This is a genomic window from Streptococcus sp. SM5 (genome assembly GCF_027497975.1).
Genome location: NZ_JAJNSC010000001.1, coordinates 104,796 through 120,327, shown reverse-complemented (window position 1 = coordinate 120,327; position 15,532 = coordinate 104,796). Strand labels below are relative to the sequence as shown.

The 15,532-nt window shown below is 41.3% G+C and carries 16 protein-coding genes; 8 read left to right on the top strand and 8 right to left on the bottom strand.

Annotated elements, in window-relative coordinates:
• Position 1 precedes the first annotated feature (1 nt).
• Positions 2 to 691 (bottom strand): phosphopantothenate--cysteine ligase, encoded by a 690-nt coding sequence (gene coaB / locus PAN07_RS00535; protein ID WP_084863397.1) that lies wholly within the window; start codon positions 689 to 691, stop codon positions 2 to 4.
• A 225-nt stretch (positions 692 to 916) separates the two neighbouring features.
• Between coaB and PAN07_RS00530 the strand changes: the two genes are divergently transcribed.
• From PAN07_RS00530 to radC, 3 genes are all read left to right on the top strand, one after another.
• Positions 917 to 2,587 (top strand): formate--tetrahydrofolate ligase, encoded by a 1,671-nt coding sequence (locus tag PAN07_RS00530; protein ID WP_084863399.1) that lies wholly within the window; start codon positions 917 to 919, stop codon positions 2,585 to 2,587.
• A 267-nt stretch (positions 2,588 to 2,854) separates the two neighbouring features.
• Positions 2,855 to 5,146 carry a DNA helicase PcrA gene (gene pcrA, locus PAN07_RS00525; protein ID WP_084863401.1) on the top strand — a complete coding sequence of 764 codons (2,292 nt, stop codon included), beginning with the start codon at positions 2,855 to 2,857 and terminating at the stop codon, positions 5,144 to 5,146.
• A gap of 42 nt (positions 5,147 to 5,188) precedes the next feature.
• The gene (gene radC, locus PAN07_RS00520; RefSeq protein WP_049546591.1) at positions 5,189 to 5,869 is read left to right on the top strand and encodes a DNA repair protein RadC; all 681 of its coding nucleotides are present in this window, start codon (positions 5,189 to 5,191) and stop codon (positions 5,867 to 5,869) included.
• Here radC and PAN07_RS00515 read toward each other — a convergent pair.
• From PAN07_RS00515 to PAN07_RS00485, 7 genes are all read right to left on the bottom strand, one after another.
• Positions 5,866 to 6,555: a gamma-glutamyl-gamma-aminobutyrate hydrolase family protein gene (locus tag PAN07_RS00515; RefSeq protein WP_084863402.1), complete on the bottom strand. Its 690-nt coding sequence runs from the start codon at positions 6,553 to 6,555 to the stop codon at positions 5,866 to 5,868. The genes radC and PAN07_RS00515 overlap by 4 nt on opposite strands.
• A 17-nt stretch (positions 6,556 to 6,572) precedes the next feature.
• Positions 6,573 to 7,214, bottom strand: a complete 642-nt coding sequence (locus tag PAN07_RS00510) for a redox-sensing transcriptional repressor Rex (protein ID WP_084863404.1) — start codon at positions 7,212 to 7,214, stop codon at positions 6,573 to 6,575.
• Between the two features lie 82 nt (positions 7,215 to 7,296).
• Complete coding sequence (locus PAN07_RS00505; RefSeq protein WP_000462491.1) at positions 7,297 to 7,512, bottom strand: DUF4649 family protein; 216 nt, start codon at positions 7,510 to 7,512, stop codon at positions 7,297 to 7,299.
• Between the two features lie 7 nt (positions 7,513 to 7,519).
• Positions 7,520 to 7,867, bottom strand: a complete 348-nt coding sequence (locus PAN07_RS00500) for a DUF1831 domain-containing protein (RefSeq protein ID WP_000863540.1) — start codon at positions 7,865 to 7,867, stop codon at positions 7,520 to 7,522.
• Positions 7,868 to 7,871: 4 nt separating this feature from the next.
• A complete protein-coding gene (locus PAN07_RS00495; RefSeq protein WP_084863408.1) occupies positions 7,872 to 8,987 on the bottom strand; it encodes a cysteine desulfurase family protein in 1,116 nt (371 codons plus the stop codon).
• Between the two features lie 9 nt (positions 8,988 to 8,996).
• Positions 8,997 to 9,956, bottom strand: a complete 960-nt coding sequence (locus PAN07_RS00490; protein WP_004260180.1) for a ribose-phosphate diphosphokinase — start codon at positions 9,954 to 9,956, stop codon at positions 8,997 to 8,999.
• A 112-nt stretch (positions 9,957 to 10,068) separates the two neighbouring features.
• Positions 10,069 to 10,638 (bottom strand): CYTH domain-containing protein, encoded by a 570-nt coding sequence (locus tag PAN07_RS00485; RefSeq protein WP_084863410.1) that lies wholly within the window; start codon positions 10,636 to 10,638, stop codon positions 10,069 to 10,071.
• Positions 10,639 to 10,766: 128 nt separating this feature from the next.
• Between PAN07_RS00485 and PAN07_RS00480 the strand changes: the two genes are divergently transcribed.
• The 5 genes from PAN07_RS00480 (at position 10,767) to mutY (ending at position 15,515) form a co-directional block, all read left to right on the top strand.
• Entirely contained in the window at positions 10,767 to 11,438 is a 672-nt protein-coding gene (locus tag PAN07_RS00480) for a GTP pyrophosphokinase family protein (protein ID WP_000171682.1), read from the top strand.
• Positions 11,422 to 12,240, top strand: a complete 819-nt coding sequence (locus tag PAN07_RS00475) for an NAD kinase (protein WP_000799056.1) — start codon at positions 11,422 to 11,424, stop codon at positions 12,238 to 12,240. Before PAN07_RS00480 ends, PAN07_RS00475 begins: the two co-directional genes overlap by 17 nt.
• Complete coding sequence (locus PAN07_RS00470; RefSeq protein ID WP_001209983.1) at positions 12,237 to 13,133, top strand: RluA family pseudouridine synthase; 897 nt, start codon at positions 12,237 to 12,239, stop codon at positions 13,131 to 13,133. The genes PAN07_RS00475 and PAN07_RS00470 overlap by 4 nt, the downstream gene beginning before the upstream one ends.
• A 43-nt stretch (positions 13,134 to 13,176) precedes the next feature.
• Complete coding sequence (gene pta, locus PAN07_RS00465; RefSeq protein WP_000451571.1) at positions 13,177 to 14,151, top strand: phosphate acetyltransferase; 975 nt, start codon at positions 13,177 to 13,179, stop codon at positions 14,149 to 14,151.
• 188 nt (positions 14,152 to 14,339) lie between these two features.
• Positions 14,340 to 15,515 carry an A/G-specific adenine glycosylase gene (gene mutY / locus PAN07_RS00460; RefSeq protein WP_023947456.1) on the top strand — a complete coding sequence of 392 codons (1,176 nt, stop codon included), beginning with the start codon at positions 14,340 to 14,342 and terminating at the stop codon, positions 15,513 to 15,515.
• The last annotated feature ends 17 nt before the right edge of the window (positions 15,516 to 15,532 follow it).

Genomic DNA, 15,532 nt, shown 5'->3' with positions numbered 1-15,532 from the left:
TCTATGAATGATAGGCTTGAATTTTTTCAAGGAGGAGTTTTGCAATTTCTTCTTTAGTCTGGACTGTTTGAAGCTGATTTTTCTCAACAAAGATAGCACGATGCTGGTTTGCTGAAATTTGAGTCAGGTCATTTGCGATAATCAAGTCTGCTTTGTTCTTGATAAGACTTTTTCTGGCAATCTCGATGAGATAATCCTCAGAGACATCAACCAGCAGTTTGAAACCAATCAGATGAATAGCAGGATTCCATTCCTTGACTAGAGAGATGATTTTGGGTGTCTTTTTTAGGAACAAAACCTGAACCTCGTCAGCTGAAGAAATCTTAGCTTGATGATTTTGCTTGCTTAAAAATTCTTCCAAATTGGAACTAGATTGAACTTCCTCAACCCCTGTCATATAGACAGGAGTGTAATCGGACACCGCCATTGAGTGAATCAAAACCTGATAATCTGCAACACGTTCTTTCATTTCCAGAAGAAGGTTCTTGGTATTGTTAATTTCTCGAATGCTTAGGTTGGGATGGGCTTCTGGCTTCACGGCTCGTTTTGTTGTTATCAAACAAACTTCATGCCCTGCAGCAAGCAAAGTTTCTGTGATGATTTTGCCCAAGCGACCTGTGGAATGATTAGTGATAGAGCGGACGCTATCAATAGCTTCACTGGTACCGCCCGATGTAACTAAAATTTTCATAGCACTATTGTACACAAAAATAAACGGTAAGTAAAATGAAAGTGATAAAATTTTGGTAAAAGGAAAGAATATAGTTTCAAACTATAAAGCCATATAAAATTTAAGAAAGGACTCTAAAAACCTTAAAAACAGGGATATTTACGAACGTTTAGAGAGTTTTTGGATGTTAAAAATCTTGTTTTGTGATATAATGAATTATCATATAAGAGGTTAGAGGAGTTTTGAATGAAAACAGATATTGAAATCGCACAGAGTATTGAGCTGAAGCCAATCGTTGATGTTGTAGAGAAACTTGGTATTTCTTACGACGATTTGGAGTTGTACGGAAAGTACAAGGCTAAGCTCAGCTTTGATAAAATTCGTGCAGTTGAGAGCAATCCAGTTGGAAAATTGATTCTGGTTACTGCCATCAACCCAACACCTGCAGGTGAAGGAAAATCAACCATTACCATTGGTCTTGCGGATGCCTTGAATAAGATTGGCAAGAAAACTATGATTGCTATTCGCGAACCATCTCTTGGTCCAGTAATGGGTATTAAGGGGGGTGCTGCTGGTGGTGGTTATGCCCAAGTCCTGCCAATGGAGGACATTAACCTTCACTTTACTGGGGACATGCATGCCATTACAACTGCCAACAATGCGCTTTCTGCCTTGATTGACAACCACTTGCATCAAGGAAATGAGTTGGGAATTGACCAACGTCGTATCCTTTGGAAACGTGTTGTGGACTTGAATGATCGTGCTCTTCGCCATGTGACAGTTGGACTTGGTGGTCCTCTAAATGGTATTCCACGTGAGGATGGCTTTGACATTACAGTTGCTTCAGAGATCATGGCAATTCTTTGCTTGGCAACGGACATCGAGGACTTGAAACGTCGTTTGGCGAATATCGTTATTGGTTATCGTTACGACCGTACACCAGTTTCTGTAGGTGATTTGCAGGTTGAAGGTGCCTTGGCTTTGATTTTGAAGGATGCTATTAAACCGAACCTGGTTCAGACAATTTACGGTACACCTGCCTTTGTACACGGTGGTCCATTTGCCAATATTGCTCACGGATGTAATTCAGTCTTGGCAACAAGCACAGCCCTTCACTTGGCTGATTACACAGTTACTGAAGCTGGTTTTGGTGCGGACCTTGGTGCTGAAAAATTCCTTGATATCAAGACACCAAACTTGCCAACATCTCCAGATGCAGTTGTCATTGTTGCAACCCTTCGTGCCCTTAAGATGAATGGTGGTGTGGCTAAAGACGCTCTTACTGAAGAAAACGTAGAAGCAGTTCGTGCAGGTTTTGCTAACTTGAAACGCCACGTTGAAAATATCCGTAAATTTGGAGTACCTGCAGTTGTAGCAATCAATGAATTTGTTTCTGATACAGAAGCTGAAATTGTAGCCTTGAAAGAACTTTGTGCCTCAATCGATGTACCAGTTGAGTTGGCAAGTGTCTGGGCTGATGGTGCGGAAGGTGGAGTAGCTCTTGCTGAAACAGTTGTCAAGACTATCGCTGAAAACCCATCTAACTATAAACGTTTGTATGACAATGACATTTCTGTCCAAGAAAAGATTGAAAAGATTGTCACTGAAATCTACCGTGGTAGTAAAGTGAACTTTGAGAAGAAAGCTCAAACACAAATCGCTCAAATCGTTCAAAACGGTTGGGACAAATTGCCAATCTGTATGGCTAAAACTCAATACAGTTTCTCAGATAATCCAAATGCCCTTGGAGCACCTGAAAACTTTGAAATTACCATTCGCGAATTGGTGCCAAAATTAGGTGCAGGCTTTATCGTTGCCTTAACTGGCGATGTCATGACCATGCCAGGCCTACCAAAACGTCCAGCAGCTCTCAACATGGATGTTGAAAGTGATGGAACAGTTCTAGGATTGTTCTAGTATATTGTAATTGACTTTATATTCTTCGAAAATCAAATTCAAACCACGTCAGCTTCACCTTACCGTACTCAAGTACAGCCTGCGGCTAGCTTCCTAGTTTGCACTTCGATTTTCATTGAGTAAAAAATGAGTTTGGAAATACTATCCAAGCTCATTTTTTATCTAGATATAAGAAGTTGCCTTCTAGACGCAATCAATCTAGGTAAAGATATTTTCCCTGAATTCTGATATAATAGAAATATTGACTTCAAGAGTAAGGAAGAGAAGATGAACGCATTATTAAATGGAATGAATGACCGTCAGGCTGAGGCGGTGCAAACGACAGAAGGTCCCTTGTTAATCATGGCAGGGGCTGGTTCTGGAAAGACTCGTGTTTTGACCCACCGTATTGCTTATCTGATTGATGAAAAGATGGTCAATCCGTGGAATATCTTGGCTATTACCTTTACCAACAAGGCTGCGCGTGAGATGAAGGAGCGTGCTTATAATCTTAATCCAGCTACTCAGGACTGTTTGATTGCGACCTTCCACTCCATGTGTGTGCGTATTCTGCGTCGCGATGCGGACCATATTGGCTACAACCGCAATTTCACAATTGTAGATCCTGGTGAACAGCGAACCCTCATGAAACGCATTCTCAAGCAGCTGAACTTGGATCCTAAAAAATGGAATGAACGAACTATTTTGGGGACCATTTCCAATGCTAAGAATGATTTGATTGATGATGTGGCTTATGCTTCCCAAGCTGGCGATATGTATACGCAAATCGTGGCTCAGTGTTACACGGCTTACCAAAAAGAATTGCGTCAGTCGGAGTCGGTTGACTTTGATGATTTGATTATGCTGACCTTGCGTCTCTTTGATCAGAATCCTGATGTCCTGACCTACTATCAACAGAAGTTTCAATACATCCATGTTGATGAGTACCAAGATACCAACCACGCTCAGTACCAATTGGTCAAACTTTTGGCTTCCCGTTTTAAAAATATCTGTGTTGTTGGAGATGCGGACCAGTCTATTTACGGTTGGCGTGGTGCTGATATGCAGAATATCTTGGATTTCGAAAAGGATTATCCCCAAGCCAAGGTTGTTTTGTTGGAGGAGAATTACCGTTCCACTAAAACGATTCTTCAAGCGGCCAACGAGGTCATTAAAAATAACAAAAACCGCCGTCCTAAGAATCTCTGGACTCAAAACGCTGATGGGGAACAAATCGTTTACTATCGTGCCAATGATGAGCTAGATGAGGCTGTATTTGTAGCCAGAACTATCGATGAACTTGGTCGGAGTCAAAACTTCCTTCACAAGGATTTTGCAGTTCTTTATCGTACTAATGCGCAGTCCCGTACTATTGAGGAAGCCTTGCTCAAGTCAAATATTCCTTATACCATGGTTGGAGGAACCAAATTCTACAGCCGTAAGGAAATCCGTGATATCATCGCTTACCTCAATCTTATTGCTAATTTGAGTGACAATATCAGTTTTGAGCGCATTATCAACGAACCGAAGCGTGGAATTGGGCCAGGTACAGTTGAGAAAATCCGTGACTTTGCGAACATGCAAGACATGTCCATGCTAGATGCTTCAGCCAATATTATGTTGTCTGGTATCAAGGGTAAGGCAGCCCAGTCTATCTGGGATTTTGCAAATATGATGTTAGATTTGCGGGAGCAGCTAGACCACTTAACTATTACTGAGTTAGTTGAGGCCGTTCTAGAAAAAACAGGTTATGTTGATATTCTTAATGCCCAAGCGACTCTAGAAAGCAAGGCTCGGGTAGAAAACATCGAGGAGTTCCTTTCTGTTACGAAAAACTTTGATGACACCTCTGATATGCCAGAAGAGGAAACTGGTTTGGACAAACTGAGTCGTTTCTTAAATGACTTGGCCTTGATTGCGGACACAGATTCAGGTAGTCAGGAGACATCAGAAGTAACCTTGATGACCCTGCATGCTGCCAAAGGTCTCGAGTTTCCAGTTGTCTTTTTGATTGGGATGGAAGAAAATGTCTTTCCGCTTAGCCGTGCGGCTGAAGATCAAGATGAATTGGAAGAAGAGCGCCGTCTGGCCTATGTTGGAATTACGCGTGCAGAGAAAATTCTCTATCTGACTAATGCCAACTCACGCTTGCTTTTTGGTCGTACCAACTACAATCGTCCGACTCGTTTTATTAATGAAATTAGTTCAGACTTGCTTGAGTATCAAGGATTGGCGCGCCCAGCCAATACAAGCTTTAAGGCATCTTATAGCAGTGGTGGTCTTGCCTTTGGTCAAGGTATGAGTTTGGCTCAAGCTCTTCAAGAACGGAAACGCAATGCTGCACCAAAATCTATCCAGTCAAGTGGTCTCCCATTTGGTCAATTTACAGCTGGAGCAAAATCAGCGTCTAGCAAGGCAAATTGGTCCATTGGTGACATTGCCCTCCACAAGAAGTGGGGAGAGGGAACTGTCCTGGAAGTTTCAGGTAGCGGTGCTACGCAGGAATTAAAAATCAATTTCCCAGAAGTTGGTTTGAAAAAACTTTTAGCTAGTGTAGCCCCAATTGAGAAAAAAATCTAATTTTTCATCCTTCTCACGAATAATAAAGTGAGGAGGATTTTTATGTACAGTATTTCATTCCAAGAAGATTCACTATTACCAAGAGAAAGACTGGCCAAGGAAGGAGTAGAAGCGCTCAGTAATCAAGAGTTGCTAGCTATTCTACTCAGGACAGGGACACGTCAGGCCAGCGTTTTTGAAATTGCCCAGAAAGTCTTGAGCAATCTTTCAAGCCTAACGGATTTGAAAAAAATGACCCTGCAGGAATTGCAGAGCCTATCTGGTATCGGGCGCGTTAAGGCCATAGAATTACAAGCAATGATTGAACTGGGGCATCGTATTCACAAGCATGAGACCATTGAGATGGAAGGTATTCTCAGTAGCCAAAAGTTGGCTAAGAAGATGCAACAGGAATTAGGGGACAAAAAACAAGAGCACCTGGTGGCGCTCTATCTCAATACTCAAAATCAAATCATCCATCAACAGACCATTTTTATCGGTTCTGCAACTCGTAGTATCGCTGAGCCGCGAGAGATTCTTCACTATGCTATCAAGCATATGGCAACCTCTCTTATCTTGGTCCACAATCATCCTTCAGGAGCGGTAGCCCCTAGCCGAAATGATGATCATGTTACAAAACTTGTCAAAGAAGCCTGCGACCTGATGGGAATTGTCCTCTTGGACCATTTGATTGTCTCACAATCTAGTTACTTTAGTTATCGTGAAAAGACGGATTTAATCTAAAGTTCATTAATGACATAGTCAAAGAGTTTTTTATCTTTGGAACGATTTTCAAATAGAAATTCTGGGTGCCATTGGACACCGAGAAAGGCAACATCATCCGTACTCATGACAGCTTCAATGATACCATCTTTAGGATCATGAGCTGCAATCTTTAAGTTGGGAGCTAAATCCTTGATACTCTGGTGGTGGAAGGAGTTGATATGGGAGATTTCTCCATAGATTTCTCGAAGAACAGTATCTGGTTCGGTCACCAAGCGTTGGGTTGTGTATTCGGCTGAACAATCCTGCCAGTGGTCTTCGATATCTTGGTACAGAGTTCCGCCCATGGCAACGTTAAAGAGTTGAGTCCCACGACAGACAGAGAAAATCGGCTTTTGCTGTTTAATAGCTTCCTTGATGAGGGCTAGTTCGAAGATATCTCTTTGAAGGTGGTAGTCATCGCTATCAATGGTTTTTGGTTCACCATAGAATTTTGGATCAACATTTTGCCCACCTGTCAAGATGAGCTTGTCAATCATACTGATATAGTGGCTAGCCATTTCTTGATCACCAATCGGTAGGATGATGGGAATCCCTCCAGCGTCTTTAACGCCCTCAACAAAGCCTTTTGCTGCGTAGCTCATCATGATGTCATCATCTGGATGAGTTTTTTCGTTTCCTGTAATCCCAATAACTGGTTTTTTCATAAAATGATTTTCGCTTTCTAATCCTCTTTTCGCATGAAATAGAGGAGAGTTTGGAGTTCACTTGTCAAATCGACATATTGAACGACCACGTCTTTTGGTAAATGAAGATGGACTGGTGAAAAACTGAGAATCCCTTTTACGCCAGCATCCACCAAGAGATTGGCAACCTCTTGGGATTTAACGCTAGGAACAGTCAGGATAGCAGTCTTCACATCAGCATCCTTGATTTTATCCTTGATTTGAGAAATCCCGTAAATGGGAATTCCATCAGAAGTTTGGGTACCGACTTCGGGATGGTCATCTAGGTCAAAGGCCATGATAATTTTCATCTTGTTACGCTCGTGGAAGCGGTAGTGGAGAAGGGCATGGCCCATATTGCCAATACCTACCAGCATGACATTGGTAATGGAGTTATCATTGAGCAAATCGGCAAAAAATGTCATCAGTTTTTTGACATCATAGCCAAATCCACGCCGACCTAGTTCACCAAAATAGGAAAAATCCCGACGTACGGTCGCGGAATCAATACCGATAGCCTCTGCAATTTGCTTAGAGTTGGCACGTTCAATCTTTTCTGCATGAAATCTCTTAAAAATTCGATAGTAGAGAGAGAGTCTTTTTGCTGTAGCTTTTGGAATAGCAGACTGTTTATCTTTCACAAAATCACAACCTTTCTATTCTTCTATTTTATAGAAACATTGTGAAAAAATCAACAAAAACAAGAAAAAACTAAGAAAAATCTTAGTTTTGATGTAAAAAATCTGCATGTGATAGAAAACGGTAGAGGTCTCCGACAAGTCCTTGGTAAACTTCTTGCCCTTTAAAGGTCAAAGAAGTTACATAAAGTGTATCTGGCAGAGTCACACATCCTGACAGAGCCAGCATGAGAGCCTCATAATCTTCATATTTGAGTGTACGCTCTACATGATAGCTGTCCTTATAGGTCAGTTCAAACATTTTGGCTTTATCTTTCTGATTTTGTAAAGACACCACGTTCTACCAAGCTATCCATGAGGAAGTAGAATTTTTCCTGATGAATGTGGTGGTCTTCTGATTTGAAAATATCAACTAGGCGTAGCCCAAACTTGTCAGTGATATTGATTTTAGCACCTGTAAGTTCCTTGTTAATGATGATTTTGAGTTGGAATCCCTCACCGCTGTTCGGAACTTTTTCCAAAAGGCGAGTCAATTCATAGTTACCAACCTTAGTCTCAAAAAAGGTATTGTCCTTAAGGGTGAATTTTTTAACAGAAGGGCTAAGAGTGTAGTCGTAACGACAATTTTTTAACTGAATGGTTTTTTCAAATGCCATATGGCTAACCTCCGATAATTTCTTTTAAGGTTTTTGCGAGGGTATGTAGGTCTTCAACAGTATTTTCTGGCGACAAACTGATACGAACGGATTCCTTCAAGCGTTCTGAATTTGCTCCGTACATAGCTTCAAGAACATGGCTGGATTGGACAATGCCTGCAGTACAGGCTGAGCCAGTAGAGATTGAAATTCCAGCTAAATCTAGCCGAAGGAGTAAGAGGTCATTTTTCTGGCCAGGAAATCCAATATTGAGAACATAAGGGAGATGGTGTTCGCCTCTATTCAGGTAATACTGAAATCCTTCTAGCTCTGCCAGAAAGGCAGTTTCTAGATTTTGTATATGTTGAAAATGTTCTTCTTGTTTTTCTAGGTCTTCTTTTAGGGCTGCAACCATGCCTACGATGGCAGCCAAATTTTCAGTCCCTGCACGTTTTTTCTGTTCTTGATCTCCGCCATGTAGATAGGAATCAAAGTCCATGCTAGATGCGTATAGAAAACCGATTCCCTTGGGACCATGGAATTTATGTGCCGAAGCAGTGAGAAAATCAATGCCCAATTCTTCTGGGTGAATAGGGATTTTTCCAATAGCCTGAACTGCATCGACATGATAGGCAGCAGGGTGTTGCTTGAGTATTTGGCCAATTTCAGCAATGGGCAGTAGGTTTCCTGTCTCGTTATTGGCAAACATGGTAGAAACCAAAATCGTATCGTCACGTAAAGCCTTTTGAATTTGTTGGGCTGTGATTTCTTGATTTTCTGGCTGGATAATGGTTGCTTCAAAACCAAAGTGTTGAACCAAGTAATCAATTGTTTCAAGGACGGCATGGTGCTCAATGGCAGTTGTGATGATATGTTTTCCTTGTTCTTGATGACGAAGGCAGTAGCCAATGATGGCAGTATTGTTGCCTTCAGTCCCACCAGAAGTGAAAAAGATATGTTGAGGTTTTGTCCCCAGTAACTGGGCTAGTTCCTGACGGGCTTCTCGCAAGAGTTTACCAGCTTGACGACCATGACCATGAATACTAGAAGGGTTTCCGTGGGTTTCTTGCATAACCTTGGTCATCGCTGAAATAGCAACTGCTGACATGGGAGTCGTTGCAGCATTGTCCAAATAAATCAAAGAATCACCTTATTTCTTTTTATTGTAGGCAAAGAGTGGGCTGACTGGTTTTCTTTCGTGAATACGGACGATGGCATCACCAATTAACTCACTAGCAGTGATGTAGCATACGTTTTTAGGAGTTTTTTCTTTTGTTGCTACTGAATCAGTCACAAGAATTTCTTTAATATTAGTTTTGTCAAGAAGTTCAGCAGCTCCTTCGACGAAGAGACCGTGGCTAGAAACAGCATAAATTTCTGTAGCTCCTTCACGTTCAACGATTTTGGCAGCTTCAGAGAAGGTACGTCCTGTATTAAGGATATCGTCAATTAAAATAGCTTTCTTACCTTCAACATCACCGATGATATAACCTTCGTTGCGAGTTGCATCGTCTTGTGGGTAGTCGATAATGGCGATAGGAGCATCAAGATATTCAGCCAAGCTACGAGCGCGTTTCACACCTGAATTCTTAGGGCTAACAACAACAACATCTGAACCAAGTAAGCCCTTATCGCAATAATGTTTTGCAAATAGGGGAACTGTGAAAAGGTTATCAACAGGAATGTCAAAGAAGCCTTGAACCTGAACGGCATGCAAATCAAGCGTAAGGATACGATCGACACCAGCCTTAACTAGCATATTGGCAACTAGTTTTGCTGTAAGTGGCTCACGAGGTGAAGCGATGCGGTCTTGACGTGCATAGCCAAAATATGGAAGAACAACGTTGATGCTGTGGGCACTTGCACGCACACAAGCGTCGACCATGATAAGCAATTCCATTAGGTGGTTGTTAACAGGGAAACTTGTTGATTGGATGATGTACACATCATAACCACGGACACTTTCTTCGATATTTACTTGGATTTCTCCATCTGAAAATTGACGTGATGATAGTTTTCCAAGTGGGACACCAACAGCTTGAGCAATTTTCTGTGCAATCTCTTGGTTAGAGTTGAGCGCGAAAAGTTTCATATTTTTTCTATCTGACATTATAGACCGTCCTCTGTAAACTTTATAAAACCGAGTTATATCTGCTTTACATATATGAACTAGGTTTTGTGTATTTTTATCTTTTCTATTTTACCAAAAAATAGAGATTATTTCAGCTATTTTTCATGCTTTTGACAAATCGAACCAATTTTGAAGGAGCTTTTTGGTAAGCAATCTGATTTTTCTCTAAAAATTGCTGGAAATCTTGCTTTCCTTGCTCGTGATTTTCCACCTCAAGCTCTAATTCGTAATCTGTAATATCAAAGTACTGACTTTCATCCAGTGCCATGAGGCCAATTGGTGTTTGCATTTCATAGCGAAGAGTTGTTAGACAACCAAGAACCTGCCATTTTTTACTTTGGATACCATGTTTAGCCAATTCATCCAGCACCAGTCCCTGAGGAAGTTCTTCTTTAGCCAGATAATCTTCAGCATCTGTTAGTTCCAATTTTTGGTTGTACTCCATGTTTCCAACACTTTGCGGGACTTTGAGTGTCAATTCTGCCCAGTCTTCAAAAGTTCGAATGCGCATAGCAACCTTCTTTTCTCGCAGTTCAAAATCAGGCGTGTCGATGTAGTAATTTTTTTGAAGAACAGGAGTGACACCTGTGAACTGGTCTTTTAGACGATCATATTCATCTTTTTTCAGGAGTGTTTTCAATTCAATTTCTAAATGTTTCATTTTTCTTACCTTTTCTTTATCGTTGAAAGCGGATTTATGGTATAATAAGCATTGTATTTATTGTATATGAATCTGGAGAAAAAATCAAAGATATTTTTGAAGGATAATATGAGAACAAGGGAGAATATATGACCTTAGAATGGGAAGAATTTCTAGATCCTTACATTCAAGCTGTTGGTGAGTTAAAGATTAAACTTCGTGGTATTCGTAAGCAATATCGCAAGCAAAATAAGCATTCTCCGATTGAGTTTGTGACTGGTCGAGTCAAGCCGATTGAAAGTATCAAGGAAAAAATGGCTCGTCGTGGCATTACTTATGCGACCTTGGAACACGATTTGCAGGATATTGCTGGCTTGCGTGTGATGGTCCAGTTTGTAGATGACGTCAAGGAAGTAGTGGAAATTTTGCGCAAACGTCAGGATATGCGGATCATACAGGAGCGTGATTACATTACTCATCGAAAAGCATCAGGCTATCGTTCCTATCATGTGGTAGTAGAATATACGGTTGACACTATCAATGGTGCTAAAACCATTTTGGCGGAAATTCAAATACGTACCTTGGCCATGAATTTCTGGGCAACGATAGAACATTCTCTCAACTACAAGTACCAAGGGGATTTCCCAGAGGAGATAAAGAAGCGACTGGAAATTACAGCCAAGATTGCTCATCAGTTGGATGAAGAAATGGGTAAAATTCGAGATGATATCCAGGAAGCCCAGGCACTTTTTGATCCTTTGAGTAGAAAATTAAATGATGGTGTAGGAAACAGTGACGATACAGATGAAGAATACAGGTAAAAGAATTGACCTGATAGCTAATAGAAAACCGCAGAGTCAAAGGGTTTTGTATGAATTGCGAGATCGTTTGAAGAGAAATCAGTTTATACTCAATGATACCAATCCAGATATCGTTATTTCCATCGGTGGGGATGGTATGCTCTTGTCGGCCTTTCATAAGTACGAAAACCAGCTTGACAAGGTCCGCTTCATTGGTGTTCACACTGGACATTTGGGCTTCTATACGGACTACCGTGATTTTGAGTTGGATAAGCTAGTGACTAATTTGCAGCTAGATACCGGAGCAAGAGTCTCTTACCCTGTTCTAAATGTGAAGGTCTTTCTTGAAAATGGTGAAGTGAAGATTTTTAGAGCATTAAATGAAGCCAGCATCCGCAGGTCTGATCGAACCATGGTGGCGGATGTTGTGATTAACGGTGTCCACTTTGAACGTTTTCGTGGAGATGGGCTAACAGTTTCGACACCGACTGGTAGTACAGCCTATAACAAGTCGCTCGGTGGAGCTGTTTTACACCCAACCATTGAAGCTTTGCAATTAACGGAAATTGCCAGCCTTAACAATCGTGTCTATCGAACGCTGGGTTCGTCCATTATTGTTCCAAAGAAGGATAAGATTGAACTTATCCCGACGAGAAACGATTACCATACTATTTCGGTTGACAATAGCGTTTATTCCTTCCGCAATATTGAACGAATTGAGTATCAAATCGACCATCATAAGATTCACTTTGTCGCATCACCGAGCCATACCAGTTTCTGGAACCGAGTTAAGGATGCTTTTATCGGAGAGGTGGACGAATGAGGTTTGAATTTATCGCAGATGAGCATGTCAAGGTTAAGACCTTCTTAAAAAAGCACGAGGTTTCTAAGGGGCTCCTGGCTAAGATTAAGTTTCGAGGCGGAGCTATCCTGGTCAATGATCAACCACAAAATGCGACGTATCTATTGGACATTGGAGACCGCGTTGCCATTGATATTCCCGCTGAGGAAGGTTTTGAAACTCTAGAAGCTATCGAGAGACCATTAGACATTCTCTATGAGGATGACCATTTTCTAGTCTTGAATAAACCCTATGGAGTGGCTTCTATTCCTAGTGTCAACCACTCTAATACCATTGCCAATTTTATTAAGGGTTACTACGTCAAGCAAAACTATGAAAATCAGCAGGTTCACATTGTGACTAGGCTTGATAGAGATACTTCTGGCTTGATGCTCTTTGCTAAGCACGGCTATGCCCACGCACGATTAGACAAGCAGTTGCAGAAGAAGTCCATTGAAAAACGCTACTTTGCTTTGGTTAAAGGTGATGGACACTTGGAGCAAGAGGGAGAAATTATTGCTCCGATTGCGCGTGATGAAGACTCTATTATCACTAGACGGGTGGCTAAAGGTGGAAAGTATGCTCATACTTCTTACAAGATTGTAGCATCTTATGGGAATATTCATTTGGTAGACATTCGCCTGCACACTGGGCGAACCCACCAAATCCGAGTCCATTTTTCTCATATTGGTTTTCCTTTGTTGGGAGATGATTTGTACGGTGGTAGTCTAGACGATGGAATTCAGCGCCAAGCCCTGCATTGCCATTACCTATCTTTTTATCATCCATTTTTAGAGCAAGACTTGCAGTTAGAAAGTCCCTTGCCGAATGATTTTAGCAACCTTATTACCCAGTTATCAACTAATACTCTATAAAAACAGTTTCAGAGTATAATTATTATCTAAAAGGAGAAAACTCATGGAAGTTTTTGAAAGTCTCAAAGCCAACTTGGTTGGTAAAAATGCTCGTATCGTTCTCCCTGAAGGGGAAGAACCTCGTATTCTTCAAGCGACTAAACGCCTGGTAAAAGAAACAGAAGTGATTCCTGTTTTGCTTGGAAATCCTGAAAAAATTAAAATTTATCTTGAAATCGAAGGTATTGAGGACGGTTATGAAGTCATCGACCCTCAACACTACGATAAATTTGAAGAAATGGTTGCTGCCTTGGTAGAACGTCGCAAGGGCAAAATGTCTGAAGAAGATGCACGCAAGGTTTTGGTTGAAGATGTCAACTATTTTGGTGTTATGTTGGTTTACTTGGGCTTGGTTGATGGAATGGTGTCAGGAGCGATTCACTCAACAGCTTCAACAGTTCGTCCAGCTCTTCAAATCATCAAAACTCGTCCAAATGTAACTCGTACTTCAGGTGCCTTCCTCATGGTTCGTGGTACGGAGCGTTACCTCTTTGGGGACTGTGCCATCAATATCAATCCAGACGCTGAAGCCTTGGCTGAAATTGCAATCAACTCAGCAATCACAGCTAAGATGTTTGGCATCGAACCTAAAATTGCTATGCTAAGTTATTCTACTAAGGGTTCAGGTTTTGGTGAAAGTGTTGATAAGGTTGTAGAAGCAACTAAAATTGCTCACGACTTGCGTCCTGACCTTGAAATAGATGGGGAATTGCAATTTGATGCAGCCTTTGTTCCTGAAACTGCAGCTCTGAAAGCTCCTGGAAGTACGGTAGCTGGTCAAGCAAATGTCTTCATCTTCCCAGGTATCGAGGCAGGAAATATCGGTTACAAGATGGCAGAACGCCTTGGTGGCTTTGCGGCTGTAGGACCTGTTTTGCAAGGTTTGAACAAGCCAGTTAACGACCTTTCTCGTGGATGTAATGCAGATGATGTTTACAAGTTGACCCTTATCACAGCAGCCCAAGCTGTTCATCAATAAGATTTAGTCCTCTTTCCTTTGGGAAGAGGCTTTTTATACTCAATGAAAATCAAAGAGCAAACTAGGAAACTAGCCGCAGGCTGTACTTGAGTACGGCAAGGCGACGTTGACGTGGTTTGAATTTGATTTTCGAAGAGTACTAATACTAGGAAAAGGACAGTTAGAATCTTCTGTGTTATACTAGAGATATGTTAGATTTGAAAGAATACGGTATCGTCATGTGGCCGGAGGAGAAGATCATTTCTTTCCGTGAGAAACTTCTCGCTTGGTATGATGAAAACAAAAGAGATTTACCGTGGCGTAGAAGTAAAAATCCTTATCATATCTGGGTGTCTGAAATTATGCTCCAGCAAACTAGGGTGGATACGGTTATCCCTTATTACGAACGATTCTTGGACTGGTTTCCAACAGTAGAAAGTTTGGCGAATGCGCCTGAAGAGCGTTTGTTGAAGGCTTGGGAAGGTTTGGGTTATTATTCTCGAGTTCGTAATTTACAGGCTGCAGCCCAGCAGATTATGACTGATTTTGGTGGTCAATTTCCAAACACCTATGAAGGAATTTCCAGCTTGAAAGGAATTGGACCTTACACTGCAGGAGCCATTTCCAGTATTGCTTTTAACTTGCCTGAGCCAGCTGTAGATGGTAATGTCATGCGTGTTTTGGCACGTCTATTTGAAGTTAATCACGATATTGGGATTCCAAGTAATCGTAAAATTTTTCAGGCAATGATGGAAATCTTGATTGACCCAGAAAGGCCTGGTGACTTTAATCAAGCTTTGATGGACTTAGGATCTGATATTGAGGCGCCTGTAAATCCCAGACCAGAAGAAAGCCCAGTTAAGGACTTTAGTGCGGCATATCAGAATGGCACAATGGACCGTTATCCAATTAAGGCTCCCAAGAAAAAGCCTGTTCCAATTTATCTTAAAGCCTTGGTGGTCAAAAATACTCAGGGACAATTTTTACTTGAAAAAAATGAAAGTGAAAAGCTATTGGCAGGTTTTTGGCATTTCCCCTTGATAGAAGTTGATAACTTTTCGCAAGGAGAGCAGTTTGACCTCTTTCATCAGGTTGCAGAAGAAAGCGTGAACTTTGGTCCCAGTCCAGAAGAGAGTTTCCAGCAGGACTATGACCTAGATGTTGATTGGCTTGATATTTATTTTGAGACTGTCAAGCATATCTTTAGTCATCGTAAGTGGCATGTTCAAATTGTAGCAGGTCAGGTGAGTGACTACAATGACTTTCCAGATAGGGAAGTTCGCTGGCTTTCACCAGAAGAGTTTAAGAATTACCCACTTGCCAAACCCCAACAAAAAATCTGGCAGGCTTATGCACAAGCCAACTTAGACAGTAGTAAAGACTAGCTATTGTGTCTTCTTTT

What these genes read in the sequence shown, in the direction of transcription:
- PAN07_RS00475 (WP_000799056.1), top strand. Translation starts at nt 11,422, where the DNA reads ATGAAGAATACAGGTAAAAGAATTGACCTGATAGCTAATAGAAAACCG.
- PAN07_RS00530 (WP_084863399.1), top strand. Translation starts at nt 917, where the DNA reads ATGAAAACAGATATTGAAATCGCACAGAGTATTGAGCTGAAGCCAATC.
- pta (WP_000451571.1), top strand. Translation starts at nt 13,177, where the DNA reads ATGGAAGTTTTTGAAAGTCTCAAAGCCAACTTGGTTGGTAAAAATGCT.
- PAN07_RS00515 (WP_084863402.1), bottom strand. Translation starts at nt 6,555, where the DNA reads ATGAAAAAACCAGTTATTGGGATTACAGGAAACGAAAAAACTCATCCA.
- PAN07_RS00480 (WP_000171682.1), top strand. Translation starts at nt 10,767, where the DNA reads ATGACCTTAGAATGGGAAGAATTTCTAGATCCTTACATTCAAGCTGTT.
- PAN07_RS00505 (WP_000462491.1), bottom strand. Translation starts at nt 7,512, where the DNA reads ATGTTTGAACTGACCTATAAGGACAGCTATCATGTAGAGCGTACACTC.
- pcrA (WP_084863401.1), top strand. Translation starts at nt 2,855, where the DNA reads ATGAACGCATTATTAAATGGAATGAATGACCGTCAGGCTGAGGCGGTG.
- PAN07_RS00470 (WP_001209983.1), top strand. Translation starts at nt 12,237, where the DNA reads ATGAGGTTTGAATTTATCGCAGATGAGCATGTCAAGGTTAAGACCTTC.
- PAN07_RS00485 (WP_084863410.1), bottom strand. Translation starts at nt 10,638, where the DNA reads ATGAAACATTTAGAAATTGAATTGAAAACACTCCTGAAAAAAGATGAA.
- coaB (WP_084863397.1), bottom strand. Translation starts at nt 691, where the DNA reads ATGAAAATTTTAGTTACATCGGGCGGTACCAGTGAAGCTATTGATAGC.
- PAN07_RS00500 (WP_000863540.1), bottom strand. Translation starts at nt 7,867, where the DNA reads ATGGCATTTGAAAAAACCATTCAGTTAAAAAATTGTCGTTACGACTAC.
- radC (WP_049546591.1), top strand. Translation starts at nt 5,189, where the DNA reads ATGTACAGTATTTCATTCCAAGAAGATTCACTATTACCAAGAGAAAGA.
- PAN07_RS00490 (WP_004260180.1), bottom strand. Translation starts at nt 9,956, where the DNA reads ATGTCAGATAGAAAAAATATGAAACTTTTCGCGCTCAACTCTAACCAA.
- mutY (WP_023947456.1), top strand. Translation starts at nt 14,340, where the DNA reads ATGTTAGATTTGAAAGAATACGGTATCGTCATGTGGCCGGAGGAGAAG.